Origin of the sequence: Psychrobacter sp. DAB_AL62B, assembly GCF_028895345.1 — a bacterium.
GTDB lineage: Bacteria > Pseudomonadota > Gammaproteobacteria > Pseudomonadales > Moraxellaceae > Psychrobacter.
Genome location: NZ_SAXC01000010.1, coordinates 67,242 through 92,599, shown reverse-complemented (window position 1 = coordinate 92,599; position 25,358 = coordinate 67,242). Strand labels below are relative to the sequence as shown.

The following is a 25,358-nucleotide window of genomic DNA, read 5'->3' as shown; positions in this document are numbered from 1 at the left end:
AATAGCACGATGGCCCCACCTGATCCCTTCCCGAACTCAGAAGTGAAACATCGTCGCGCCAATGGTAGTGTGGGTCCGCCCATGTGAGAGTAGGTCATCGTCAGCTCTCTATTCCTGAATATCCCCCGACTAGGTAACTAGACGGGGGATATTCTTTGCGTGGGATTTGGTGCTTTAGGGAGCTATAAATTAAATACTGGTGATGATACAGGTCTGAAAGATGCCGCTTCGCAGTTCAAGAGGTAAGGCTTTACTCCAAAGAAGCCATATTATCATGATGATACTATGGCTTTTTTCATATAGTTAACGCTATGGCTCAATATTAAAATAATATAGCAATGGCGCTATTAGAACACTTTTTATAATTATAGGAAAATATTAGGCGGCGTAAAGAAAGCTACATGAAGTAACAGTTAGGTGCTGTTGCTATACAGATGCGTGTTACTGGCCTATAAAAATATCATTAGAATAATAATAAGGCAGTTTGTTTGATAATTACAGTCAGTATGGCGCTGTCTTAAAAAGTAGTATATTTTAAAATCACATGGATGAGAGAAATATTATGACTATTGCAAAAAATATTGAAGTGAGTAGTACCTCTAAGACTAGTTTCGAAGATGCGATTCAAAAAGGAGTTGCTCAAGTTGCTAAAACAATCAATAACGTCCAAGGTGCGTGGGTAAAAGAACAAAAAGTCGGTATCACTGATGGCAAGATTGATAAATACCACGTCATTATGATCGTTAGTTTTGTTGTGAGTGATGATTCTGATTTAGGTTAGCAGATTGATATCTAGGTTTATGATCTAAATCCAGATTAGTTTTTAACGATATAGATTATAAAAAAAGACTGCGTTTGCAGTCTTTTTTTTGCATCATGGTTAGCTTTTAAATATGTTATCGATAATGAGCGGAGAACGTTTATCATGATTAGTAAGGCAGGCTTTAAAGTTTTTACTTTTTCTGCCACATTGTCGTAGTGATAATATGATTTTTTTTATGTGGTTAAGTCTATAGGTATAAGGTTTTGACAGTATAACGACATTATCATAACTTTTATCCTCATTATAAGTTTTTAGAGATGTAGTAAACTCGATAAACCTTATTTACAGACCTTGTTTCTGTATTATTTCCATATAAATAACATGTTCATATAAATAACATGTTCATATAAATAACATCTTCACATAAAAATAGTTAAGTAGAATAATTATGGCAATCGATTTTAGTAATACTTTGATAGTCGCAATTTCTGCGACCGCTTTATTTGATTTATCGGCATCAGAAAACCATCTGTTAGATTTATTGCGGCAGCGACCTACCGAGGCGATCAAAGAGTTTCGCGACTATATGGCAGAGCGCGAAGATGATCCCCTGAGTATTGGCGCAGGCTATCCACTTATCAAAGCGCTTCTTCATTTAAATAACTATTGTGAGCATTGCTCTGATTCAGTATCAGGTATTGAAACGCCGTTAGTCGAGGTAGTCATTGTCTCAAAAAGCAGCCCTGATACCGGTATTCAAGTGCTCAATGCAATACGTGAGCATGATCTAACCATCTCACGTTCAGCCTTTATATCAGGCAGTGCTGTTGCGCCTTATATTAAAGATTTTAATGTAGATTTGTTTTTGACGACCAATCGTGAGGACGCGCAGCAGGTCGCCGATGCTGATATTTGTGCCTGTGCGATATTAGATGCAACGCCAGTCAATACCTACGAGCTTGATACCAAGCAATTACGTATTGCTTTTGACGGTGATGCGGTGTTATTTGATGATTCAGGCGAGCTGCTTTATAAGCAAAAAGGGTTGCAGGCTTTTCATGACCGCGAAGCCCAAATGCGCGATTTACCGATAGAAAAAGGTCCGTATGCAGAACTGTTGATTAAGCTGTCCAAAATGCAAGAGCGTCTGCCTGCAAGCTTGGACTCTTGTCCTATGAAGATAGCATTAGTAACAGCACGTAATGCGCCAGCTGATCTGCGAGCTATCAAAACGTTGCGTGATTGGGGCGTAGATCTTGATATGGCGTTTTTTTTAGGAGGGCTTGAAAAGACTTCAGTACTCAAAACATTTGCACCGCATATTTTCTTTGATGATTCGGTAAAACATATCGAGGCGGCTCGTGGCTTTGTACCGACGGCATTGGTGCCTTATCATTCAACCTCGCTATTACACGCCAATAGTGTTCTAACGGCTGATAAGGATGCGTCATCGTTATCTTTTAAACCAGTACAAAACACGATGTTGACTGCAAATCACTAATATACTTTTAATCAGATCAAGAGGATACAACAACAGATGAAGTGGCAGCAAGTGATGACGCTCGTGATTACCCGTCTCAAACAAGTTATTGGTTTATATGCTTTTGTCTTATTGCCAATGTGGATTATGTTTTTTCTCAATGACACCGTATTTTTCGGTATATGGAATGTTTTTGGTATTGTGCCACGTACATTAGACGTGGGCAGTATGATCGGCGTTTTAGCTTCATGGACAATGCATGGTAATTTTGCCCACTTGCTAGGCAATACCTTGGTATTACTACAGATTTTATTTTTGTTTGGCTTGTTCGAAAATAACGCTTATCGCACGATTCTTAAGCTTATTGTCGCCTCAGGTATGATGACTTGGTTGATAGCCTCGCCATTATCTATTCATATCGGTGCGTCAGGGCTATGTTTTGCGATGCTCGGTTATATGATAGGTGGGGCAGTGTTCGCAAGACGTTGGGGCTATTTGTTAGCTTGTATCGTGATGGGAGCAGGGTATTGGCTCACCATTAAGCAAGGCTTGATGCCGCAGCAAGGTATCTCGTTTGCGGCGCACTTCGGTGGTCTATGCGCCGGCTTATTGTTAGGTGCAAACTCGAAGCATGCTTATACAAGCATAACCAAGCGTTATTAATTTCTACTATTAGAACAATATCTTTAATATTAAAGAATAAGAAAAATGCCTCGTTAAATTAGTATTAACTTTACTATTCACTTATTTTTTGCTTAAGCAGACATTGATAAATAGAGGGTCATTTTTCTGTAATGGACGCCAAGCAGTCGTTTGTTTCACGTGCTCATCAATAGTTAGCTTACTGCCTTTTTCTTGTAGCACATAATCGGCACGAGCAGGGGCGGCACAATCAATCACTTGCGGTACTTGCTGAACACTTCTACGTCTCTCAAACAAATATAAATTGACCAAATAAACATCTGGGTTATCCGCATTAGCACGAGCGTGTCCACTATCAGCTGCTATAAAGCGCAATGTTTGTGGTTTAACGTATGACCACGGGCGAAACCAAGTGCCTTCTTCAACTTTTTTGACGACATGAACACCTTCAGGGAGCTGTGCAACCTGTTGATCAAGCCAGCTGTATTCTTGGCTTATTTGAAAGCCAAAGATACCGATCGCACCAAATAATGGAATAAGCCATCTTGGCGCTTTTTTACCTGCAAGTTTGCTGAGGTGAGTTATGACAAGGGCTATTCCAGCTAAACCAAATCCAGCCGCTATGGTCGCGATAAACTCAAAAAGCATAATACTTTTCCTTAACGCCATCAGCGCATTTCATACCAATTATTAAAATAAAATTACATGTTCAAGTTTTTTTAAGCGCATTTATTATGGCAGTTATGCTCACCTTTCTCATCATTTTTACTTTGAAGAGGGGTGAATAAAACTATCATGATTGGATAAATAGTATTTAAAAAATACTCTATCACCAGATTGGGATAAAAAAATCACTCACAAGCAGCTGCTGCCTGTGAGTGATATATTATCGTAAAAGAGCAGATACTTCACTTGCTAGCTTAGTGGTCGATTGCGCCGCCAGCTCCACGTGGAGAACGTACGCTTTCAACGAGCTCTTGGATATGTAACGGTGGTGGAGCAGTCGCATAAGAAACAGCAAATGCTACGATAAAGTTAAGCAATGCACCGACCGCGCCAAATGATAATGGCGAGATACCAAATAACCAGTACTCTTCAGTATCAGGGAAGTTGGCAGTACCAGTAATGAAGAACCAACCTTTGAAGACAAAGATATAGACTAAGATACTAATCAGACCTGTTAACATACCAGCGATAGCGCCAAGGTTGTTAATACGCTTAGAGAAAATACCCATCATCAATGCAGGGAACAGTGAGGCACCCGCAATACCAAAGGCTAATGCAACGACCTGTGCAGCAAATCCTGGTGGGTTAATACCCAACCATGTAGCAATCACAATCGCAATACCCATAGTGATACGCGCCACTTTTAGCTCGCCTGCATCAGTAATGTTAGGATTGAGGTTACGTTTGATTAAATCATGACTGATCGCTGATGAAATAGCGAGTAGTAGGCCAGCTGCTGTTGATAGCGCTGCTGCCAAACCACCTGCGGCGATAAGACCAATGACCCAACCTGGTAGCTGTGCAATTTCTGGGTTAGCCAAGACTAAGATATCAGCATTGACATCAAGCTCGTTACCTGCCCAGCCTCTATCAACAAAGATACCATCACGTTCTAAAGCATGTTCTGCTTTTGCTTTTTCAACGGTAGTCGTTGCTGCTGCAACATCGCCGCCGTCTTTGGTTGCTGTAGCTAATGCAAGCTCAGCTGCGCCAAGTCCACTATCAGCATATAACTGAATACGACCATCGTTGTTTAGATCGTTGTACTTAATAAGACCGGTATCTTCCCATGTTCTCATCCAGTCTGGACGTTGATCATATTCGATAGCAGGTGCATCAACACCTTGTGGATAAATGGTATCGATTAGGTTTAGACGCGCCATAGCACCTACCGCAGGTGCGGTGAAGTATAGTAGCGAGATAAATACCAATGTCCAACCAGCTGTCCAGCGTGCGTCAGCGACTTTAGGAACGGTGAAAAAGCGAATGATAACGTGCGGTAAACCCGCTGTACCAATCATCAGTGATAAGGTAAATAGCACCATGTTTAGCTTGTTCGGTACATCAGCGGTATAAGCAGTAAAGCCTAAGTCGACGACGATTTGATCAAGCTTGGTTAGGATAGGAATACCTGCTTCAACATGGTTTGAGAACAAACCAAGACCTGGAATCGGGTTGCCCGTCAACTCAAGTGAGATAAAGACTGCAGGAATTGTATAAGCGATCATTAGAACCACATACTGCGCAACCTGCGTGTAGGTAATCCCTTTCATACCGCCAAGTACCGCGTAGAAGAATACAACAACAGCCGCAATAATCAGACCAGTGGTGTTATCAACTTCTAAGAAGCGTGAGAATGCCACACCAGCCCCCGTCATCTGACCGATAACATAAGTGGTTGAAGCAATAATCAAACAGACAACTGCAATCATAGCAGCAGTCTTAGAATAAAAACGGTCACCAATGAAATCAGGAACCGTGAACTTACCAAATTTACGTAGGTAAGGTGCTAGGAGCATGGCCAGTAGTACATAACCACCTGTCCAGCCCATCAAATAAGTTGATGCAGCATAACCGCCAGTTGCAATAATACCTGCCATTGAGATAAATGACGCAGCACTCATCCAGTCAGCAGCCGTTGCCATACCGTTCATTACGGGATGCACACCGCCGCCAGCAACATAGAACTCACTAGTCGAACCTGCACGTGCCCACCAAGCGATACCGAAGTATAAAGCGAAGGATAGACCTACAAAAATAATATTAATCGTAAATTGACTCATAGGACTATTCCTCGTCTACACCATATTGTTTATCGAGTTTATTCATGCGCCATGCATAGAAGAAGATTAAGGCGATAAATACTATAAGGGCACCTTGTTGTGCAAACCAAAAGCTTATATCAGTACCACCTATCCTAATACCTGACAATAATGGACGTAGCAAGATGCCAAAACCATAAGAGACTAAAGCCCAAATGACGAGGCTAACTTTAATGAGACGGAGATTGGCGCGCCAATAACCTGATGAATCGTTGTGGTTCTCCATAGGACAACTCCTTTTGCCTAACATAAAAATAAGGTTACTAATTTGAGCCTGACTTGTCAGTATAAGTAACCCAAAGTTATCAAACACATAAGCAAACTTTTATCAGTGAAATTGATACAAAAATTGATGTTGATTTGCTTAGCATTACTAAAAATTGCACTGTAAATTAATGGTGTTAATCGCCTAAAACCGAAATATCTAACAAGGTGTATTGGTTATGGCTTGATTAAATTTATAGTAGGTGAATATGGATATTCATGGAGGAGGGTCGGTGTTGGCTGACAATCCTCTGTCTTATTATTATCTTCATCTTCCTGATGAAGTTTTTTTAGTACTTAAACTTTTTATTCATACCTATCAATATTGCAAGGGATATTTGTGAACTTATTAGGAATATATACAATATTGACCTAATTAACAATAAATAAATTTAATTTACTTTATGTAACTAAATATTTGCTTCGTAGAAACTATGGCTGACTTATGTTAGTGAAAGTTGTTAAAGCAACCAATGTTACTAGGATAACATGCCAAGACCTTATTTATACTAAGGATTTAATTTTATAGACCTATTAAGATTTATTAGTAATAAAGAGCATTTATTTCAGAAATATTATTAATAAACCGATTAATAAATGTGATGACACAGGTTATTTATATTTAAATAGGGTTTATGTAAATAAAAACTGAAATTAATATATAAAATCCAGTCTTAAAAGTTTTTTATAAAAAATTACTTATAAAAATAATTTTTCATTATTTAATGTAATACCTTCCAAAAGTTTGGAAGTATGTATTGATAAAAATGCAGGTTTGAAACAGTTAAATAGCATCAAATACCATGGTAGTCAGTTAAAATGTTGCACCATAATATTGGTGATTTACTTTGCCACTATATTGAGCAGATATTAAATGGTTATAGATAGTCAGTGGTCTTAATAAGCGTCATTGAAGTATTGAAAATGCAAATAAATCGTTAATCATATCAATCTATAAAATATGCTAAAAGCATAAAATGTAAGTGAGGGGAAGGTACTATGGGCGAAGGGCTAATAGGTTGGTTTGATAGCATCGTTAATTATGGTGTTAGTATAATTTGGGGCAATAATGATTGGCTGATCGCCAGCAATCCATGGTATGGACTACTGATGTTCGTCTTGATTGGCGCGGGTCTTTATTTTACCGTTGCGACGCGTTTTATCCAGTTTCGTCACTTTGGGCATATGTGGGCGTTATTGCGTACTTCCAACCAAGGGCGTAAAGATGGTGGCATCAGCTCATTTGAAGCATTGATGACCTCGCTTGCCGCGCGTGTTGGTACTGGTAACTTAGCTGGGGTTGCAATTGCTATTTACCTTGGTGGACCTGGGGCTGTATTTTGGATGTGGATGACGGCGATCGTCGGCATGTCGACCAGTTTCATTGAATCCACTTTAGCCCAAGCATATAAAGTGCCGCATACCGATAATGTGTATCGCGGTGGACCGGCTTATTATATTGAAAAAGGCTTGGGTAAGCGCTGGCTTGCGATATTTTTCTCGCTTTGTTTGCTGGTTGCTTTTGGCTTGGCATTCAACGGTGTGCAGTCAAACACTATTGCACAGGCGACCAATGAAGCGTTTGGTATTCCAACATGGATGACAGGCTTAGTATTGGTAGCGCTGGTGGCACCAGTAGTGTTCGGTGGCTTACGTTCGGTTGCGCGTATCGCAGGTAAAGTCGTACCAGTGATGGCAATTTTATATATTTTATTGGCGCTATATATTATTGTTACCAATTTTAGTGAGTTCCCAGCAGCGATTGTATTGATTGTAAAATCAGCATTTGGCTTTGAGCAAGCGGCGGGCGGTGTGATTGGTTATGGTATTGCGCAAGCGATGATTAATGGCATTAAGCGTGGTTTATTCTCGAACGAAGCAGGTATGGGATCAGCGCCTAATGCCGCAGCAACAGCAAAAAGCCATCCTGATCATCCAGCGGTGCAAGGATTTATGCAGATGCTGGGTGTGTTTATGGATACATTGGTTATCTGTACAGCGACCGCCGCCATTATTATTCTCTCTGGTGTGGTTGACCCTAGTGTTGAACAAGAAGGTATTCAGCTGACACAGCTAGCATTGTCACAGTATGTGGGCGACATGGGCGTGATTTTTGTCGCGATTGCTATTTTCTTTTTCTCATTTACTTCTATCATTGCCAATTATAGTTATGGCGAGTCAAATCTTGAATTTATCTCCGGTGCCAAAAATGCCAAAGTGATGATCATGATATTCCGCTTTATGGTGCTTGGCATGGTATTCATCGGTGCCATCGCAAGTCTTCCTACTATCTGGAACTTTGCTGACTTATCAATGGGTCTAATGGCATTGGTCAACTTGACGGCTATTCTCATCTTGTCACCGGTAGCACTGAGAATATTACGTGACTACGAGCGTCAGATTAAAGAGGGCAAAACAGGTGAACAAATTAAATTCAATCCCGATGATTTTGTGAAGCTTAAAGACGAAGCCAATCGTGATGCATGGAGCGATTAAAAGCCTGATTAAAAAATAAATTAAAATAAGCTGTTATAAATTTTATATAAATAAAAACCGCCCTTATTGCTAAGGGCGGTTTTTTTTGGAGCTTTTTCTTAAAAGAAGCGTTTTCTTAAAAAATAACTATCTAAATCATGTTTTACATGTTTGGATAATTAGGACCACCGCCGCCTTCTGGCGTTACCCAAGTGATGTTTTGCGAAGGATCTTTGATATCACAAGTTTTACAATGCACACAGTTCTGCGCATTGATGACAAACTTGGCTCCTTCAGCATCTTTCACCACTTCATAAACACCAGCTGGACAGAATAAACGTGCTGGCTCAGCATATAATGGTAGGTTAATTGAAATAGGAACGGTAGAATCGGTCATTTTTAAATGCGTTGGTTGATCTTCAGCATGGTTGGTGTTTGAGATAAATACCGACGATAACTTATCAAACGTCAGCTTACCGTCAGGCTTAGGATATTCTGGCTGATAGGCGTGCTCTGCGCGCTCTAACTGGTCATAATCATATAAGTTATCATGAATGGTCAACGGCATTTTGCCGCCCATCAAGTTTTGTTCGATAAAGTTGAAAGCGCCACCCATCCATTGACCCATGCGATGCATAGCTGGGGCAAAGTTACGCGCTTCATAATTATCTTGATATAACCAAGATTCTTTATACATAGTAGTGAAGGTCACTACTTCGTCATGTTGGCGGTCGGCTTGTAGTGCTTCAAAGATCGCTTCGGCTGCTAACATGCCTGACTTTATTGAAGTATGCGTGCCTTTGATTTTGGCAGAGTTTAAGAATCCAGCGTCGTCACCTACCAACACACCACCTGGGAAGGTGAATTTTGGTAAAGAGTTAAGGCCACCTTTAGTGAGTGAGCGCGCCCCATAAGAAAGACGTTTGCCACCTTCTAAAATGTTGCGAATAACCGGATGTAATTTTAAACGCTGTAATTCATCAAACGGTGACATGTAAGGGTTAGAGTAAGAAAGATCAATGACAACACCGAAGCTGACCTGGTTGTTTTCATCGAAGTATAACCACCAACCACCAGAAGATCCGGTATCGCTTAGTGGCCAACCTGAACCATGCATGACGACGCCTTGCTCGTGTTTTTCGGGATTAATGTCCCACAGCTCTTTAATACCGATCGCGTAATGCTGGGGATCGCAGTCTTTATCAAGGTTAAAGCGGCTGATTAGGCGCTTGCCTAAGTGACCACGAGAGCCTTCAGCAAAGATAGTATACTTAGCTAGTAACTCATAGCCGGGCTCAAAGCTCGGCTTAGCATCGCCACTTGCCGCTACACCCATATCGCCAGTCAACACCCCTTTAACTGAGCCATCATCGTTATATAAGATGTCGGCGGCAGGGAAGCCGGGGAACATCATGACTTCTAGCTCTTCGGCTTGAGCCGCTAACCAGCGAACGACATTACCCAATGATGCAATATAATTGCCTTCGTTGTGCAAGCTGGCTGGAATAATGGAGTCCATAAGCTTGGTCGATTTAGTCGCTGACCTTAACATGTACACGCGATCTTCAATCACTGGAACATTGAGCGGTGCGCCTTTGGCTTTCCAATCAGGTATCAGCTCGTCTAAGGCTCGCGGTTCCATAACTGCACCAGATAAGATATGAGCACCAAACTCAGAGCCTTTTTCGACCACAGCGACCATGAATTCGTCGTTGCCTGCTGCGATAGCAAGCTGGCGTAGACGGATGGCAGCAGAGAGACCGGCAGGTCCACCACCTACGATGATGACATCAAACTCCATCGATTCGCGTTCAATCTCGGGTTCCGCCACCACAGGCTGTACTACGGGCTCAGGTTTTTTTTCTATCACTACTGCTACTGTCTCAGCAGCCGGTTCTTTCACGGCAAGCTCTTCAGCTGGCACTTCTGCTATCACAGCTACTGGCTCTGCTGTCTCTAGATTTGCCATCTCTGTCGCTACTGGTGTATCAGTAGTTACAGTGTCACCATCAATGACTGGCATTTGATTGTCTTGCTCTTGCATACCTACTCCTAAACTTTTAGTGGCTTATCTCAGGGCATCATTAGCTTAACAAGTGAATAATAAGGTTTGCAGCGCTAACTTTACTCAGACATATGGCTGCCCGATAAAAATGGTCTTTGCGACATCAGTTGACGACGTTATTGTGAAAGGATTTTCTTAAAAAATCTCAATACATAACGTAAAATGTGTCATTAACACGATACCCACTAGACCATTTTAAATAAGAAATCATTACTTATTATAAAAGAAAAGTCCCACAAACACGATACGCATTTATAGCCATCAGTGTTAAGGTAATGTGGATGTAGTGAGGGCGTAATGACGATGTTGTTTCATCATACCCGAAACTAAAATTTATAGTAATAACAGATTTGCCAAACTTTGATTACTACGTAAAGGATTCTACGATGAATGACAATAATAAAAGCGTCGATGCGACTAGTAAATATGGTGCTGAAGCCCCAAGCGATATGCTATCTGAGCTAAATAATGTGGATGCGCTTAGCCAATATTTTAAGTCTGCAGCAGGAACACGCGAAGGACGCGCCATACCACCACTAGAAAAATGGCACCCTGAACAAGTTGCTGATATGGATTTGATTATCAAGGCCAATGGTGAATGGTGGCATGAAGGGGGGCATATGACCCGAGAGTCATTAGTCAATTTGTTTGCCACTATTTTATGGAAAGAAGAGAATAATGGCACCGTTGAGTATTTTTTGAAGACCCCAGTACAAAAACTTCGTATTCAAGTTGAAGATGCACCGCTACTCATCAATGATGTTGGTATCGTTAATGAAAATGATACCAGTTGGTTGGAATTCACGACGACCACTGGTGATGTTGCACGTTTAGATGATGAGCATCTTATCAGCTTAAATACTTATATAGCTGACGGTAATAGTGAAACTAATAATGCTAATAGCCATGAAGAAAACAATCATGAAGAAAACAAGCGCTCAGAAACCGAGGCGCAAATACGTCCTTATATGACAGTTCGAAATGGTTTAACGGCGCTTATTGGTCGTAATGCATTCTATCATTTGACCGACATTGGCGAATTGACAGAGCGCGATGGTGAGACGATACTAACCCTGCAAAGTGGGGGTAAATCTTATCAGTTATCGATGCCAGCTGGGTGAAAATGAGGCTTTGCTCATTAATGCCATTTATTCAAGTTTCTAATATTCACGTTTCTAGCGTTTAAGTTTCTAGCCTTTCAATAAGTGACACCTTTATCAGCAGCATGAGTAGGACAATATTTATATGAAAACGGCGGTAAAATAAAAATGAAAATTGCCGCAAGTACAGTGGCTAGTATGATCGATATACGTTCAGTAATCGCTAATAGCGATACTGTTGAAAAAACGGTACTTAATAGCGATGTGACGAAAAAGACGGTTAATAAAGACCGTAATGCTCCAATTGGTTTATTTGATTCTGGGATTGGCGGTCTGTCTGTTTATCTGCATTTAGCCCAGCAGTTGCCGAATGAGCGCTACGTTTATTATGCTGATACCTTACATGTGCCGTATGGCAATCGTGATAGTGAAGATATCAAAGCGTTGACACTGGCAGCGGTAGAATGGCTGTATCAACAAGGTTGCAAGCTCATCGTTATTGCTTGTAATAGTGCCTCTGCTTATGCGCTAGAAACCGCAAGAGACTATTATCCGCAGCTGCCTATTGTGGGTTTGGTACCAGCACTAAAGCCTGCGGTACTGGCGAGTAAAAGTGGTCATGTCGCGGTATTGGCAACCAAAGCGACTTTAAACGGTGCGTTACTTAATGACGTTATCACTAGTATTGCCAGTCCTAACGCTACAATCGTCACCAAGTATTTCGATCCGCAATTGGTACCTTGGGTAGAGTTGGGTATGCCAGAGGATAGTGAAACTGCTCAGCGTCTACGCCAGCAACTACAAGTATTTGCTGAAGATGGGGTAGATCAGTTGGTGCTAGGTTGTACTCATTATCCGTTTTTTAAGTCTTTTTTATTGCAAGAAATTGCAGAGCATCAGCTGTCGATGGACGTTGTCGATTCAGGGCAGGCGATCGCTGAGCGCGTCAAGCAATTACTGCTGGCAAACCAGCTGTCAGCATTGCCTAAAAACAGTTTGGATGAAAATGCTCTAGAGAGTAATGGTACAACGATGATAAACACTCAGCTGCCGTTGACCTTTTATGCGACTAAGTATGATCAAAAACTGGCTTTATTAATACGGCGCTTACTTGGTGAGGAAACACATTTACAATATTATGTTTCCTCTAAATATTAGCGCCCTCTCAATCTTAGTGTGGACTGTCGACATGATTAATATGAGTACAGCTGTTATAATCCCGTATTACGTTAGTGGTATTAGAAATAAACTGAACGCATTTCAGCAAGATTATGCTAGGCTAGTATTTGCTAAGCAGAATATTTAAATTGTGTCTTATTCTATATCAATTTATGTGACTACCTAACTAAGCTTAGAGGTGAGTGTGCCAAACCGTCGCTATCATATTCACGTCATATGCGCTGACAACGACCAGTTGTTGGTCTTGGATAGTGTTGCGGTGTTTTTTCAAGCGCGTGCCTTTTTAACCTATGACGTTTCTAGTAAATTGCCAAAAGCGTCGCTATATGGTCGCCAATGTATTGATGCTTGTGATTATGCGTTGATGATTATTGGTGATAGCTATGGTACTGCGCAAAATACCGGTGTGAGTCAAATGCATTTGAGTTATTTAAATGCCAAAGCTAAGCTCAAGCCTTTACTGATATTGGTTAAGAAGCATCATAGCGATGCCATTATCAGTCGGCAATTGAATGAGTTTACCAGTACCGTTATCAAGAAAGCCGATAAGATTTATTATTATGAAACAGAAAATGACATCGAATCATTACTGGTTCAGGCTTACTATAAGATGGTTGCCAATCATGAAGTAAGTGATGGCTGGGTAAGAGTTGGTGACGAAGCATTGATGAAATCTAATAAACCAGCTGTCTCTGAAGAATCGGCTAATATCTTATCTACTGGCAAAGTTACTAAGCAAGCTGATTCTGTCGTTCCTAATCATCTGATGCCTGATAGTGTCAGCAAACCAATCGTATTAACAGAAACCTTCGAGATTCAATATAAAGCCCAAGCTTATGAGGGTGGCAACTTAACGGACGTGACGAGATCAATGTTATTGACGTGGCAAGAGGTGTTAATCGCTCTAATAAAGATACCGGCTACTTTTTCAAGCTATGGTTTACAAAGCGCTATCAATCGTTTAGTCGCAACCAGAGCTGAGCCGGATATCAAGAGAGAAATGCCAAACGTCCATGCTGTATCACGCTGTCAAATTTCTCAAGATGACTTAAACCAATTGCAGCGTCAATTGGTTGCTGCCAATTGGATACAATTAACGACTTATGGCACTCGGGTAACACAAGAGCTTTGGAAATTAACCTTTTATGCAAAAGGATTGCTTGTAGAAAAGAAGCCAACGACAGAGAACCCAAGACCTTTACCCTTGACCTAGTTTATATCATCAATTGTTTTGCTTATAAATTTTATGTCTATGTCTATGTTTACGATTACGATGATATGCATATCTATGGTCTTGTTCTATGCTGCTAACTTTTGGGCTATGGCTACGTTTTGTAATACAAAGCATACGTCGCAACGGTTGTGAATATATTTAAGACCGGTGATAATAAATAGGATAAGCACATAATAATACTGAATAATTAGGGAGAGTAGACAATGAGTAATGCTAAAAATGATGCACTAAAGAATGAATTAAATAGCTTAGAAGAAACCATGCACGCGGCAAACCAGTTTCATACGCTAGAAGAACAAGTAGCAGATATGAAGCGCCGCGGCATTGATCCTACCCAAGCCTATAAGGATTTAGATAGAAAAGAAGAAGATGCGGATTGGGGCGATAAGACATGGAAAGAAAATGGCAAATGGGAGCCAAAAACCCCTGCTGACTTAGATGATAAAGCCCGTGAAAACTGGGATGGCGAAAATGGTAAACCCAATCCACCACCTATCGTTTAATGTCTAAATCTAAAGGTAGCGGTATAAGTATGGCTACTATATAAACTGTGCTAAGTCTTAAATAATTTTAGAGCTGAAATGATAAAAAAAGCCACGCTATTTAGCGTGGCTTTTTGTTTTTAGTAATAATTTAAAGATATTATCTAATTATGAGCCTTCATCAACACGCACGAGCTTCACAACACCATCAGCCCCAGTCACACGGCGATAGCGCGTGTTGCTTGATGTCGATGGCGTAACGGCTGTTGGTCGCGTTGATGGTTGAGATGAATAGCTGTTCGGTGCGCTGCTTTGCTGTTGAATCAGCTGACCCATGCGGTCTGCCGTCGCTGGATTCAAAGGAAGACTATTTGTTGGTTGTCCATATTGATTGCCATATTGGTTACCAGAATTAGAGCTGCTAGGAGCAGAGTTTCCAACGATTAAGCGGTGAAATTTCTGTCCTGCGCGTCCATCAGCAGGGAATATGCCGCGACTAGATTGATATTGCATGATCGCAGTGCGGGTATTATCACCTATGATGCCATCAACCTCACCGATATCGTAACCAGCATTCAATAGTGCTTGCTGAATATCTCTGGATTCTTGGCGACCAATACCAGGGTCATCTGTCGGCCAAGCCGTGATAAAGTCCGTTTTACTGCTATTTTCTTTAGTAATCAGATCCGATAAATGAGCAATAGCTAGTGCATAGCTTTCTGATGCATTGTAGGAATAAAAAGTATCAAAGTTTTTACCGACTAAAAACGCGGGACCGTCTTTACCAGCTGGTAATAATAATCCTGCACTGCTTAAGTTAGAAGGTAATGAGCTACCATTAGCAAGGGTTAAGCCTTGATTGCGCCAGTGGCTGATAGACTTTTTATCTTTACGGTTGGACGCCGCCCAAAATCCGCTAGGTAGCTTGACTTCATAACCCCACGGCTCACCTGAGCGGTAGCCACGTTTATCTAAAAATTTTGCCGTAGAGGCGAGCGCATCAGGGACGCTGTTAACTAAGTCACGGCGACCATCGCCATCGAAGTCGACAGCCAACTCTAAAAAAGTGCTCGGCATAAACTGCGTTTGCCCGAAAGCACCTGCCCATGATCCAGTCATATCACTTGGCGCAATATCGCCATTTTGCACAATTTTTAGGGCATTGGCATACTCGCCTTGAAAGTAGCTTTGACGACGGTCAAAGCAAGAGAGTGTCGCTAATGATTCAAATAAAGGTTTTTTGCCCAATGTTTTTCCAAAATTGGACTCTACACCCCAAACGCCTAATACGTGCTCAGGTTTGACGCCATAGCGTGATTCAATTTGACGCAAGGTATCTGCCCACTGACGCTTGGCACGGATACCATCTTCTACTCGTTCCGTGTCAACGAGTGATGACAGGTAATCCCAAACGTCTTTTTGAAATTCAGGTTGATAGTTTAATGATTGAATGACACTAGGATCAGGCTGTGTCGGTCGATAGTTGTTAAAAGTAAAGCTATCGACACCGCGGAACTTGCTAGAGCTTTTTAAACCATCGAGACACTGTTGAAATTGAGCATTAGATAAGTTTGGTGCTTCTGGCTTGGCAGCTTGAGCGGTGCTGGCCAGACTTAAACCAATGGCTGCCGTCAATAAAGATAAAGTGGACAAATGAGTCAAGCGCATGAAAATATCCTATAAACATAAGTAATGGTAATGGCAAGGCCAAAAATAAAATCAAGGATCAATATGATGAGATTGGTTTAGAGTAACCAATCTAAATAATAAAGAAAAGCTATAGACGCAACTGGTTACTATAAGCTGACGTAGGTGTAAGGTTGAAAGAGGGTTTTGGAAAATATGGCATTACATGGTTTTAAAAAAGCATCTGACTTTAATGTGTGAGAGAGATTTCATAGCTTTTTTGTAAAACTACTTCGCCAAAATACTATCCAGCTCATTAATAAAATCACGAATACGCTCTGCATTTTTACCCAAATCACTGCCACCAACCCGTGATTTACTGCGAATATCAAGCAGACGCTCGCTACCATTATCAGTGATACGTATCACCACATCATCTTTAAAACCAAACCACGCCGTAGTATCCGTTGCTTCAACAATACCTTCGCTAGTATCAGTATTTACTAATTCCCAGCCTAAGTTTTTGGCTGCTTGTTCAACAGCACTTACTAATTCAGCTTTTGATTCTGAGTAGATAAGTGTTTTTAGTTCTGGATAGCCTTGACGTTGTTGTGCAGCAGTTGCTTCACCAGCGTAGGCGACTGGGTTTGGTGCATCAGCGCGTAGTGGTGCGATAGCTACAAACTCGGGTGGGTTAACTAAGTCAGTTGAAATATCATGAATGGGCGGTACGCTTTTACCCTTGCTTAGCATACTAAGAGGCAATCCGATAGCAACCATGGACAACACAACGGTGATCGCCACACTGGCCAGCGTTAGCGTCTTTCGCCTGAATATAATTTGTAATATTAGCAATACAAGCGCTGTAACAGCGGTAAATATCCCATATTTGAATCCTGCAAACACCGTAGCTAATTCAATAATGCCATATTTATAAAGCGGCCCTGTCAATACTACTAACAAGAAAGCAATTAGACTGACGAAGCTCACTAAGATTTTCATTAGATTTCTCGCTTACTGTTTATTCAACAACCAAACACACTCTTTTACTGTCAAGTCTGGCGCTGCATTCAGAGTAGATGGCTCACTTTCAAGCTCAGTAATTTGATAGTAATTACCGTAGTACTGTTGGACTTGCTCATGACTGATTGAAAAAGGTGGTCCTGCTCGCTTAGTTTGGTCATAATTAAGTGTCAGTAATAACTGGGCAGCGTTTTGACTGAGGTTGATTACTTGCCCGCTATATTGTATGCGCAACTCGGTGGGCATAGCTATTAGTGCGGCTCTATCGTATACCGTATCAATATCACCAATATCCTCGGGCGTCAGTGCAAAAACGTCGGCAACCCATAACGCTATCGTTTGACCTGAAACTACACCTTTATAGCATTTAGCATCTAAACTATGCTCATGCTCAATTATTGTAGGTGAGATGCCTTGTTCAATAAAAAACTCTTGTACGGCGGATTCGACTAATTCAATACCTACAACGTTGTAGCCTTGGTTTATCAGCCATCGCATGTCAATTGATTTACCACATAAAGGTACAAAGACCCGGCTACCTGCTGGCAAGTCCAAAGTGGAAAAGTATTTAATCAATAATGGATTGACCTCCGGTTGATTAAACCCAATTCGCTTGTTCTGCCAACGTTCTTGCCAAAATTCAGGATTCATATTATTACCTTTATTAATGATATTTTTGGTGTCAGGCATCTTCTGTTTCGTACGCCTTTACAGTTACTTGCCTTTTTCCAATCTACGTTAATACTAACCTTAATAGTAGCCGATAAAAAGGCCAAGCATATTAGTACTTGGCCTTTTATGAAAGATTTAGATTACAGGTTAAATTAAAACTTTCAATCATCCATTTAACCTATTGTTTAGCTGATCATCATTCTAGTTCGTCATATACTGACTAAACTCTTTGCGTAATTTGGCAAGCTTAGGCGGAATGGCAAAGTTACAGTAAGCTTGACCAGGGTTTCTGTTGAAAAAGTCTTGATGAGCTTCTTCAGCGACATAAAATTCAATCGCAGGATGTACCTCAGTAACGATATTAAGCCCCATATCTCGTAGCTTATTAATAGTGCGATCGATGGTTGGCTTTTGTGCTTCATCCGTGTAATACACGACGCTGCGGTACTGACTGCCGACATCATTACCTTGACGGTCCTTAGTGGTAGGATCGTGCGTACCAAAGAAGACATCAAGTAGCACCTCTAGTGGTAGAACAGACTCATCAAAGGTGATGTTAATCACTTCAACATGCCCTGTATTGCCGCCACATACCGCCTGATAATTAGCCGTGGCTGACTCTCCGCCCATATAGCCTGACACTACTGACTGTACGCCTTTTAGGGCTAAGAATACGGATTCGGTACACCAAAAACAGCCACCGCCTAAGATAATATTTTGCATAAATTTTCCTATTCTTATTACTATAAAATATGAGCCAAGCATGTTTGCCAAATCTAGTCTGCTTAGCGATATACATTTAGCTTAACAGCGCAGTTGCCTGCAATAAGTAACAAACAGTAATGTTATAATGTGCTTTTGCTACGTTGAGCAGCTCTCAATTAATAGCATCAAACAAAACTGCTAAATACTTCTAATCTAAGTTCTACTATCAAAGAATGAGTCGCACCATGAGCCAATCTAAGCCTTCTATTATTAAACACGATACCCTATTTGACAAACCGTTCACTACACCACTAGACAAAGCGGCGCGCTTTTCCTTTGATGAGCAAGTGGTGGCTTGTTTTCCAGATATGATCCGTCGTAGCGTACCGGGTTATGGTCAAGTGCTTGCGATGCTGCCCATATTTGCTCGTCGTCATTGTAAGTATCGTCAACAGGGTGATAGTGGTCAGCGTGTCAGCCGTATTTATGATTTGGGCTGCTCGCTTGGTGCGGCAAGCATGACCTTAGCTGGCGAGTTTGAGCCGCAAGATTTACAAATTAAAGCGATTGATATTTCACCAGCGATGACCACTGAAGCAACTATCTTACTGAGTGATAATTATCCTGCGCACGATATAGAAGTTATCACTGCTGATATTCGTAATGTTGAGCTTGAGCCATGTGATATGGTTATTTTGAATTTAACATTACAGTTTTTACCAGCTGCCGATAGAGTAGCGGTGTTAGAGAAGATTTATGCGGCATTAAGTGAAGGCGGCATACTGGTATTAACTGAAAAAACTCATGCTTTTGATGAGCAGTATGATGCGTGGTTGGTTGAGCGTTATTATGACTTTAAACGCGCCAATGGTTACACCGAGATGGAAATCAGTGGCAAACGTAATGCGCTAGAAAACGTCCTTATTACCGATACTTTAGATGAGCATCATACGCGTTTGTCACAGGTTGGTTTTGAGCGTCATTTAACGTGGTTTCAGTTTTTAAATTTTGTATCCATCGTGGCGTTTAAATAACGCTGAGCTTTTTTAACAATATTTCTCACACTATCTTTTGATCAACACGGTAATCCGCTTTTATGCTTAACGACACTATTCTCCACGCTGAACGTGAACTGTATTTAACCTTGTTGACACTGGCGCAGCAACAGCCCATGGCTTATGAGTGGCTCAAGCAGTTACCAACGTGGTTAAATGATATAAAAGACAAAGCCAATTATGCCCATGCGCCTGCTTATCAAGCGTCGGTAGCACGATTGCCAAAATTATCCGTCGATAATGTACAGTTAGATAGCGATATATTGACAGTCAATGCACAGTTGAGTGACTCTGAGCGTAAACAAGCAACTGCTTTGTTAAAGCAACTGATGCCGTGGCGTAAAGGACCTTTTCAAATTGGTAGTCAGATTGGTAGTGATCAGAATAAAGGTGAGCAAGCCGAGCCAATTTTCATCGATACTGAATGGCATAGTGATTGGAAGTGGCAACGGGTCGCACCACATTTAGGCAATTTAAAAGGGCGACGCGTCCTAGATGTGGGCGGCGGTTCTGGTTATCACGGCTGGCGTATGGCAGGTGCAGGAGCGGATACGGTTATTATTATTGATCCGTCGTGCTTGTTTTATCATCAGTTTATGGCGATTCGTCATTTTGTGGGAGCGGCAGATAGCTATCGTACCCATTATATTCCGGTGCCACTGGAGGCTTTACCTGAGAATAGTCAGCTGTTCGACACAGTATTTAGTATGGGCGTGCTCTATCATCGCCAGTCGCCATTTGAGCATTTGCAACAGCTGAAAGGGCAGTTGGTAAAAGGTGGCGAGCTGGTGCTTGAAACTTTGGTAATTGAAGGCGATGCTAATACCGTACTGGTGCCACATGACCGTTATGCTCAGATGAATAACGTGTATTTTTTACCGTCTGTAGCGGCGCTTATTGGCTGGCTAGAGAAAGCTGGGTTTACAGAAGTGCGCTGCGTCGATGTGGCAGTGACCTCGACCGATGAGCAGCGCAAAACAGAATGGATGAACTACCATTCACTAGTAGACTTCTTAGATCCTACTGATGCAACAAAGGCCATCGAAGGCTATCCTGCTCCCATGCGTGCCACGATTATTGCAAAAAAATAGTACTTATGACGGCAGGCGGTCATGAAAACAAGGAGAAGAGATTATGAAAATATCGACTACTGTGATTATGATTGCTGTCAGTTTATTACCACTACCTACAATGGCGTATGATGCTTATGGCACGCCGTTTGAAGGTTGGGGTTTTGTCAAAGACGACTGGCAACTGGTCTGTGATAATACCTTGACTTGCCGAGCAGCAGGTTATGCAGATGAAGGTTTGGTATCTGAAGAAATACTGTCAGCTAGTATATTGTTGACGGTCGTAGCCGGTGAAAAACTGCCTAGTGCAGAAGTTATTTTGAGTAGCGAGGACTATGATGAGCAAGAAAAATTAGTGAGTGATCAATTATCAAAAAATACTGACAATGTTGAGCTGTCGTTAAATGATCAATCTTATGGTATTGTGCAGTTTTCAGCCGACGGAAAAGGGCAGTTAAGTCGCGCCCAAATACAGCAACTGCTCAAACTTGCTAACCAGAATACTAAGATACAGTTCACATCAGGAATTTACAAATGGCAAGTATCGGACAAAGGATTGGCGGCGGTATTGCTAAAACTTGACGAAGTACAGGGTCGCATAGGTACGCCGCTAGCATTTATCAGCAAAAACAATCCCAATCGACAAACACCTAAAAAAGCGCTGAAAATACCTATCGTTAAAAAAGACTATAGCTATCTAGACGATGCCGCGCTAGAAGCAGGTAAGCAAGCGCTCGACCCGAAAAAACTGGCGTATTTTCAAGCAAATATAAATCGCTGGGTTGATATTGATTCTGAGCGATTAATAGGATCTGAAGATGGTATGGGAGATTGTGAGCTAGTTAATCCTAAAAGTGAGGCTTCTATCAACCTAGCGGAATATTCTAGTAATCATCTTGATTGGGATTTTACACCCGTTAATGCCAATTATACGTTGGCCAGTCACCTCTGTTGGCGAGGTGCCTATAATATGGGTGCAGGATTTTGGCTGATAAATCATGCTAAACCAAACAAGCCACAACTGATTACGACATCAGCGAGTGATTACTCTGATGGTGAAATTTCTGCTTTTCACAAGGATAGAGGAATAGGTGATTGCTGGAATAGCCAGACATGGGTATGGAATGGCAAAACCTTTGCAATGACGGAAGATTCCAGTACAGGAATGTGCCGAGGCTTTGCCGGTGGCGCATGGAATTTACCAACCTATACCAGTAAAGTCATAAAAATGATAGCAAGGTTCAATGAGTCATATTGGTGCTTAAGCGGTACTTAAATAAACCATTTGTTAAAAGCCATTTCTAACAAGACCTTTAAGATAAAACCGATAAAACCAGCACCGAGGGCCAAAAACATCCAAAAGGTACCGGCACGACCAGCGCCAGACTGTTTTGATAAGTCCCAAATAATAAAAAATAAGAAGGCAATAAAGACGGGCAATAAAATGTAAAGTCCCCAGCTGGTGACGGTACTGGCAGCAATAGCAAACATAATTTTATCCTGTATAGAAAGTAGTAAAGTACTACGCTCTCTAGTTAGTTATTTTTATGACATTTTAATGAAATACTTATAAATAGTTGAATAAGCATTCAAGAGTCACGATATGTAGAGAAAGTAGGCAATAAATGGCGTTATTATAACGCGGAATAGGTTAGGTATGAATATTTCGCCAACCTCAGGCAACAGGAACGCTACAATAGCTCTGACCCGCAAGTCATTTGGCGCTTATAATAGTTATCAAAAACAGCCATCAAATAATGAGTAGTCCCCATCAACTATAATAGTTAGCATTTTATGGCTATTTTTGCTTCAAATAGTGCAATACCACGTAAAGGTTGTTATATTTATAGGTTACTTATCTTTTCATCTTATTTTATATCCCATTAATTTTTTGTTTATTTATCTGAGTTTATAGTCCTATGTCACAAGCCCAAATCGATACGCTCGCCTCACTGTTTGACAGTGCGATTCAAGTCCTAAAAACTGACGGCGAACTACCGGCTGATTGGCAAAATAACAGCCAAATTACGCGTACTAAAGATGCCAGCCATGGTGACTTTGCGAGCAATATTGCCCTGACGGCTGCCAAAGCCGCTAAAGCCAATCCACGCCAAGTGGCTGAAAAAATCGTTAATGCGTTGCCTGAAAATCAAGATATCCGCCAAGTAGAAATCGCCGGTCCAGGATTCATCAATGTATTCTTAAATAGCGACGCCAAGTTTGCCGTTTTAGATGATATTTTTAATCTGCAAGAACGCTTTGGTTTAAGCAAGCAGTTTGACGGGCAAAAAATACAAGTTGAATTTGTCTCTGCCAATCCAACGTCGAGCTTACACGTCGGTCATGGGCGCGGTGCTGCATTTGGCATGAGCGTATCAAATTTGCTTGAAGCGATTGGCTATGACGTTACGCGTGAGTATTATGTCAACGATGCTGGCCGTCAGATGGATATCTTAGCCACCAGTACTTATTTGCGTTACTTAGAAATTAATAACGAAACAGTCATCTTCCCATCAAACGCGTATGTCGGTGACTATGTCCGCGATATCGCAGCAACGCTAAAAGTGCAGCATGGTGATAGCTACGTACATAGCTTCGCAGAAGTTGCCAAAGATGTGCCAGAAGATGCGCAGTATGAGATAAATGCCGATGGCGAAAAAGTACTGCTATCAGGTGATAAAGAAGCCCATATCGACGGTCTGATTGCCAATAGCAAAGCATTACTTGGTGAAAGCTATGAGCTATTTTTAAATGCAGCATTGAATAGTATTTTGGCTGATATCAAAGACGATCTAAATGACTTCGGTGTAAGCTACCAATGCTGGTTTAGCGAAAGATCGATTGATAGTGAGATTGAGCCAGTTTTGCAGATTTTAGATGACAAAGGCTATCTGTACGAAAAAGACGGTAATATTTGGTTTAAATCGACTGATTTTGGTGATGAAAAAGACCGTGTAGTACGCCGCGCTAATGGGCAAAGTACGTATTTTGCTTCTGATATCGCTTATCATAAAAATAAGTTCGATCGCGGTTTTGACAAAGTCATTAACGTTTGGGGCGCAGACCATCATGGTTATGTGCCACGTGTAAAAGCTGCCTTGTTGGCGCTTGGTATCGATGCTGATCGTCTTGATGTGGTGCTGGTACAATTTGTGGCATTATGGCGCGGTAGCGAAAAAGTGCAAATGTCATCACGTTCTGGAAAATTTGTCACCTTACGTGAGCTGCGTCATGAAGTAGGTAACGACGCGGCGCGCTTCTATTACGTCGCACGTAAGCCTGAAGTGCACGTTGATTTTGATTTAGAGCTGGCCAAATCGCAAAGTAAAGACAACTTGGTATATTACATCCAATATGCGCATGCGCGCGTTTGCCGCGTCCTTGAGAAATTGGTTAGCAGTGGTTTAAATGTTGATGATGCTATTGGTGCCGAGCAGCAGCAATTACTCACTGCGCCTAGCGAAGATGAGCTGATTAAATTGCTTGCTGCTTATCCAGCTACTTTGCTACGCTCAGCGACAGGCTATGAGCCGCATATATTGACCAACTATCTTAAAGAATTAGCCGCACTATTTCATGGTTGGTACGACGGCAATCGCATCCTCCCGGTGAGTCTGACTTCAGGTGAAACGCCGAGCCAAGAAGAAGTTGATATGATGCAAGCCCGTCTACGCTTGTCTAAAGCAGTACGGCAAGTATTGAGCAATGGGCTTGGTTTATTAGGGTTATCTGCACCGTCTAGCATGTAAGATAAAAGCAGACGATTGATAGTAATAATTCGACAATGACAGATATATTCAGTAGGGAGAACGAGATCCATGTTAGCCAAAAAACCAAAAGGTGCCACTGAAAAGCGCAAGACGAGTAGTGTGTCAGGCTTATTATGGATGTTTGTTGGAGCGGTTCTAACGCTCATGATTGGGGTGTTTTTATACCTTTCACCATTGTTTAACTTTAGTCCTGGTGATAGCGCTGCTGGTACGGATCCTGATAAACAAATACAGCAAAGAGTCGATACGGATACTGATAATGGTGATTATGAGTTCTACGATATTTTACCCAATCAAGAGATGGCGACTATCCCTGATGAAGATTTCGGTAACACAGAAAACGGTCAAATAGGTCAAGTCACAGATTTCGAACCTGATGTCGTTGTTAATCAATCTGAAGGTACTACTCCGAATAGTAACGACGATACCGGTAATTTTGGTATCTCTGAAAACACGACTATTGAACCCAGCCGCGGCAACAACGCTGCCACTGGCAATAACAGCGATGATATTGTCATTGTTGAAGAAGATGCGACTTACGATGGAACGCCAGCTGCTAGCAATACGGCTGCTGGCTCAAACAGAACAAACACGGCGAATGCAGGTAACGCGAGCATACAACCAGCCAAACCTGCTGCGACTTATATTTTGCAAATCAACAGCTTTGGTGATGCGGACGAAGCGGATCGTCGCCGTGCGCAAGTGCTTATGGCAGGTGTTGATGCTAGAGTGGTGAAGAACACCACTGGTAATGGCTTGCCTATTTATCAGGTGATTTCGCGCCCGATGAATAACCGCCAAGCAGTTGCTACTGCGCAGCAACGATTACAAAATAATGGTATTGATTCTATTATTGTTGAGCAGCGTCGTTAGGATCGGTATTTTGGTGTGGTCTATCAAATAAAAAGCGTCACAACGACGCTTT

The 25,358-nt window shown here is 41.5% G+C and carries 22 protein-coding genes and 1 rRNA gene; 14 read left to right on the top strand and 9 right to left on the bottom strand.

What is annotated here, in order from left to right; translation table 11 throughout:
* The 4 genes from rrf to EPB74_RS11765 all read left to right on the top strand — a co-directional run.
* Positions 1-106: ribosomal RNA gene (gene rrf / locus EPB74_RS11780) — 5S ribosomal RNA — on the top strand; the annotation flags it as partial.
* Between the two features lie 456 nt (positions 107-562).
* The gene (locus EPB74_RS11775) at positions 563-781 is read left to right on the top strand and encodes a dodecin family protein (protein WP_079692756.1); all 219 of its coding nucleotides are present in this window, start codon (positions 563-565) and stop codon (positions 779-781) included.
* Positions 782-1,211: 430 nt separating this feature from the next.
* Positions 1,212-2,264, top strand: a complete 1,053-nt coding sequence (locus EPB74_RS11770; RefSeq protein WP_274904325.1) for a 5'-nucleotidase — start codon at positions 1,212-1,214, stop codon at positions 2,262-2,264.
* 36 nt (positions 2,265-2,300) lie between these two features.
* Positions 2,301-2,906 (top strand): rhomboid family intramembrane serine protease, encoded by a 606-nt coding sequence (locus tag EPB74_RS11765; RefSeq protein ID WP_274904323.1) that lies wholly within the window; start codon positions 2,301-2,303, stop codon positions 2,904-2,906.
* Between the two features lie 81 nt (positions 2,907-2,987).
* Here the strand turns inward: EPB74_RS11765 and EPB74_RS11760 are convergent, their stop codons facing one another.
* From EPB74_RS11760 to EPB74_RS11750, 3 genes are all read right to left on the bottom strand, one after another.
* Entirely contained in the window at positions 2,988-3,533 is a 546-nt protein-coding gene (locus tag EPB74_RS11760) for a hypothetical protein (protein ID WP_274904322.1), read from the bottom strand.
* A 272-nt stretch (positions 3,534-3,805) separates the two neighbouring features.
* Positions 3,806-5,674: a sodium:solute symporter family protein gene (locus tag EPB74_RS11755; protein ID WP_274904321.1), complete on the bottom strand. Its 1,869-nt coding sequence runs from the start codon at positions 5,672-5,674 to the stop codon at positions 3,806-3,808.
* A 4-nt stretch (positions 5,675-5,678) separates the two neighbouring features.
* A complete protein-coding gene (locus tag EPB74_RS11750) occupies positions 5,679-5,939 on the bottom strand; it encodes a DUF4212 domain-containing protein (protein ID WP_011514563.1) in 261 nt (86 codons plus the stop codon).
* Positions 5,940-6,976: 1,037 nt separating this feature from the next.
* On the opposite strand from EPB74_RS11750, the gene EPB74_RS11745 reads away from it, so the two are divergent.
* Positions 6,977-8,473 (top strand): alanine/glycine:cation symporter family protein, encoded by a 1,497-nt coding sequence (locus tag EPB74_RS11745; protein WP_274904320.1) that lies wholly within the window; start codon positions 6,977-6,979, stop codon positions 8,471-8,473.
* Between the two features lie 142 nt (positions 8,474-8,615).
* Here the strand turns inward: EPB74_RS11745 and EPB74_RS11740 are convergent, their stop codons facing one another.
* Entirely contained in the window at positions 8,616-10,253 is a 1,638-nt protein-coding gene (locus tag EPB74_RS11740; RefSeq protein WP_274904330.1) for an electron transfer flavoprotein-ubiquinone oxidoreductase, read from the bottom strand.
* 650 nt (positions 10,254-10,903) lie between these two features.
* On the opposite strand from EPB74_RS11740, the gene EPB74_RS11735 reads away from it, so the two are divergent.
* The 4 genes from EPB74_RS11735 (at position 10,904) to EPB74_RS11720 (ending at position 14,533) form a co-directional block, all read left to right on the top strand.
* The gene (locus tag EPB74_RS11735; protein WP_079692750.1) at positions 10,904-11,638 is read left to right on the top strand and encodes a DUF1285 domain-containing protein; all 735 of its coding nucleotides are present in this window, start codon (positions 10,904-10,906) and stop codon (positions 11,636-11,638) included.
* Positions 11,639-11,785: 147 nt separating this feature from the next.
* Entirely contained in the window at positions 11,786-12,775 is a 990-nt protein-coding gene (gene murI / locus EPB74_RS11730; RefSeq protein ID WP_274904318.1) for a glutamate racemase, read from the top strand.
* Positions 12,776-12,974: 199 nt separating this feature from the next.
* A complete protein-coding gene (locus EPB74_RS11725) occupies positions 12,975-14,009 on the top strand; it encodes a DUF4062 domain-containing protein (protein ID WP_274904317.1) in 1,035 nt (344 codons plus the stop codon).
* 224 nt (positions 14,010-14,233) lie between these two features.
* Positions 14,234-14,533: a hypothetical protein gene (locus EPB74_RS11720; protein WP_079692747.1), complete on the top strand. Its 300-nt coding sequence runs from the start codon at positions 14,234-14,236 to the stop codon at positions 14,531-14,533.
* 147 nt (positions 14,534-14,680) lie between these two features.
* Here the strand turns inward: EPB74_RS11720 and EPB74_RS11715 are convergent, their stop codons facing one another.
* From EPB74_RS11715 to msrA, 4 genes are all read right to left on the bottom strand, one after another.
* On the bottom strand, positions 14,681-16,180 hold the full coding sequence (locus EPB74_RS11715; RefSeq protein WP_274904316.1) for a lytic murein transglycosylase: 1,500 nt from the start codon (positions 16,178-16,180) through the stop codon (positions 14,681-14,683).
* 246 nt (positions 16,181-16,426) lie between these two features.
* On the bottom strand, positions 16,427-17,140 hold the full coding sequence (locus tag EPB74_RS11710) for a DUF1499 domain-containing protein (protein WP_274904315.1): 714 nt from the start codon (positions 17,138-17,140) through the stop codon (positions 16,427-16,429).
* Positions 17,141-17,152: 12 nt separating this feature from the next.
* Positions 17,153-17,851 (bottom strand): thiopurine S-methyltransferase, encoded by a 699-nt coding sequence (gene tmpT / locus EPB74_RS11705; protein WP_274904314.1) that lies wholly within the window; start codon positions 17,849-17,851, stop codon positions 17,153-17,155.
* A 183-nt stretch (positions 17,852-18,034) separates the two neighbouring features.
* Positions 18,035-18,556, bottom strand: a complete 522-nt coding sequence (gene msrA / locus EPB74_RS11700) for a peptide-methionine (S)-S-oxide reductase MsrA (RefSeq protein WP_274904312.1) — start codon at positions 18,554-18,556, stop codon at positions 18,035-18,037.
* A 215-nt stretch (positions 18,557-18,771) separates the two neighbouring features.
* On the opposite strand from msrA, the gene cmoA reads away from it, so the two are divergent.
* The 3 genes from cmoA to EPB74_RS11685 all read left to right on the top strand — a co-directional run bounded on the left by cmoA (position 18,772) and on the right by EPB74_RS11685 (position 21,939).
* A complete protein-coding gene (gene cmoA, locus EPB74_RS11695) occupies positions 18,772-19,572 on the top strand; it encodes a carboxy-S-adenosyl-L-methionine synthase CmoA (RefSeq protein WP_274904311.1) in 801 nt (266 codons plus the stop codon).
* A 62-nt stretch (positions 19,573-19,634) separates the two neighbouring features.
* A complete protein-coding gene (gene cmoB / locus EPB74_RS11690; protein WP_274904310.1) occupies positions 19,635-20,684 on the top strand; it encodes a tRNA 5-methoxyuridine(34)/uridine 5-oxyacetic acid(34) synthase CmoB in 1,050 nt (349 codons plus the stop codon).
* A gap of 43 nt (positions 20,685-20,727) precedes the next feature.
* Complete coding sequence (locus tag EPB74_RS11685; protein ID WP_274904309.1) at positions 20,728-21,939, top strand: DUF1176 domain-containing protein; 1,212 nt, start codon at positions 20,728-20,730, stop codon at positions 21,937-21,939.
* Here the strand turns inward: EPB74_RS11685 and EPB74_RS11680 are convergent.
* Positions 21,936-22,154 (bottom strand): DUF2788 domain-containing protein, encoded by a 219-nt coding sequence (locus EPB74_RS11680; RefSeq protein WP_079692740.1) that lies wholly within the window; start codon positions 22,152-22,154, stop codon positions 21,936-21,938. The two genes, EPB74_RS11685 and EPB74_RS11680, sit on opposite strands and share 4 nt — an antisense overlap.
* A gap of 428 nt (positions 22,155-22,582) precedes the next feature.
* On the opposite strand from EPB74_RS11680, the gene argS reads away from it, so the two are divergent.
* Positions 22,583-24,412, top strand: a complete 1,830-nt coding sequence (argS, locus tag EPB74_RS11675; RefSeq protein WP_274904307.1) for an arginine--tRNA ligase — start codon at positions 22,583-22,585, stop codon at positions 24,410-24,412.
* Between the two features lie 69 nt (positions 24,413-24,481).
* Positions 24,482-25,306, top strand: coding sequence for an SPOR domain-containing protein (locus EPB74_RS11670; RefSeq protein ID WP_274904306.1), 825 nt, complete (start codon positions 24,482-24,484; stop codon positions 25,304-25,306).
* The last annotated feature ends 52 nt before the right edge of the window (positions 25,307-25,358 follow it).

Coding starts and splice junctions, on each gene's coding strand:
- EPB74_RS11775 (WP_079692756.1), top strand. CDS start 563: ATGACTATTGCAAAAAATATTGAAGTGAGTAGTACCTCTAAGACTAGT.
- EPB74_RS11770 (WP_274904325.1), top strand. CDS start 1,212: ATGGCAATCGATTTTAGTAATACTTTGATAGTCGCAATTTCTGCGACC.
- EPB74_RS11765 (WP_274904323.1), top strand. CDS start 2,301: ATGAAGTGGCAGCAAGTGATGACGCTCGTGATTACCCGTCTCAAACAA.
- EPB74_RS11760 (WP_274904322.1), bottom strand. CDS start 3,533: ATGCTTTTTGAGTTTATCGCGACCATAGCGGCTGGATTTGGTTTAGCT.
- EPB74_RS11755 (WP_274904321.1), bottom strand. CDS start 5,674: ATGAGTCAATTTACGATTAATATTATTTTTGTAGGTCTATCCTTCGCT.
- EPB74_RS11750 (WP_011514563.1), bottom strand. CDS start 5,939: ATGGAGAACCACAACGATTCATCAGGTTATTGGCGCGCCAATCTCCGT.
- EPB74_RS11745 (WP_274904320.1), top strand. CDS start 6,977: ATGGGCGAAGGGCTAATAGGTTGGTTTGATAGCATCGTTAATTATGGT.
- EPB74_RS11740 (WP_274904330.1), bottom strand. CDS start 10,253: ATGGAGTTTGATGTCATCATCGTAGGTGGTGGACCTGCCGGTCTCTCT.
- EPB74_RS11735 (WP_079692750.1), top strand. CDS start 10,904: ATGAATGACAATAATAAAAGCGTCGATGCGACTAGTAAATATGGTGCT.
- murI (WP_274904318.1), top strand. CDS start 11,786: ATGAAAATTGCCGCAAGTACAGTGGCTAGTATGATCGATATACGTTCA.
- EPB74_RS11720 (WP_079692747.1), top strand. CDS start 14,234: ATGAGTAATGCTAAAAATGATGCACTAAAGAATGAATTAAATAGCTTA.
- EPB74_RS11715 (WP_274904316.1), bottom strand. CDS start 16,180: ATGCGCTTGACTCATTTGTCCACTTTATCTTTATTGACGGCAGCCATT.
- EPB74_RS11710 (WP_274904315.1), bottom strand. CDS start 17,140: ATGAAAATCTTAGTGAGCTTCGTCAGTCTAATTGCTTTCTTGTTAGTA.
- tmpT (WP_274904314.1), bottom strand. CDS start 17,851: ATGCCTGACACCAAAAATATCATTAATAAAGGTAATAATATGAATCCT.
- msrA (WP_274904312.1), bottom strand. CDS start 18,556: ATGCAAAATATTATCTTAGGCGGTGGCTGTTTTTGGTGTACCGAATCC.
- cmoA (WP_274904311.1), top strand. CDS start 18,772: ATGAGTCGCACCATGAGCCAATCTAAGCCTTCTATTATTAAACACGAT.
- cmoB (WP_274904310.1), top strand. CDS start 19,635: ATGCTTAACGACACTATTCTCCACGCTGAACGTGAACTGTATTTAACC.
- EPB74_RS11685 (WP_274904309.1), top strand. CDS start 20,728: ATGAAAATATCGACTACTGTGATTATGATTGCTGTCAGTTTATTACCA.
- EPB74_RS11680 (WP_079692740.1), bottom strand. CDS start 22,154: ATGTTTGCTATTGCTGCCAGTACCGTCACCAGCTGGGGACTTTACATT.
- argS (WP_274904307.1), top strand. CDS start 22,583: ATGTCACAAGCCCAAATCGATACGCTCGCCTCACTGTTTGACAGTGCG.
- EPB74_RS11670 (WP_274904306.1), top strand. CDS start 24,482: ATGTTAGCCAAAAAACCAAAAGGTGCCACTGAAAAGCGCAAGACGAGT.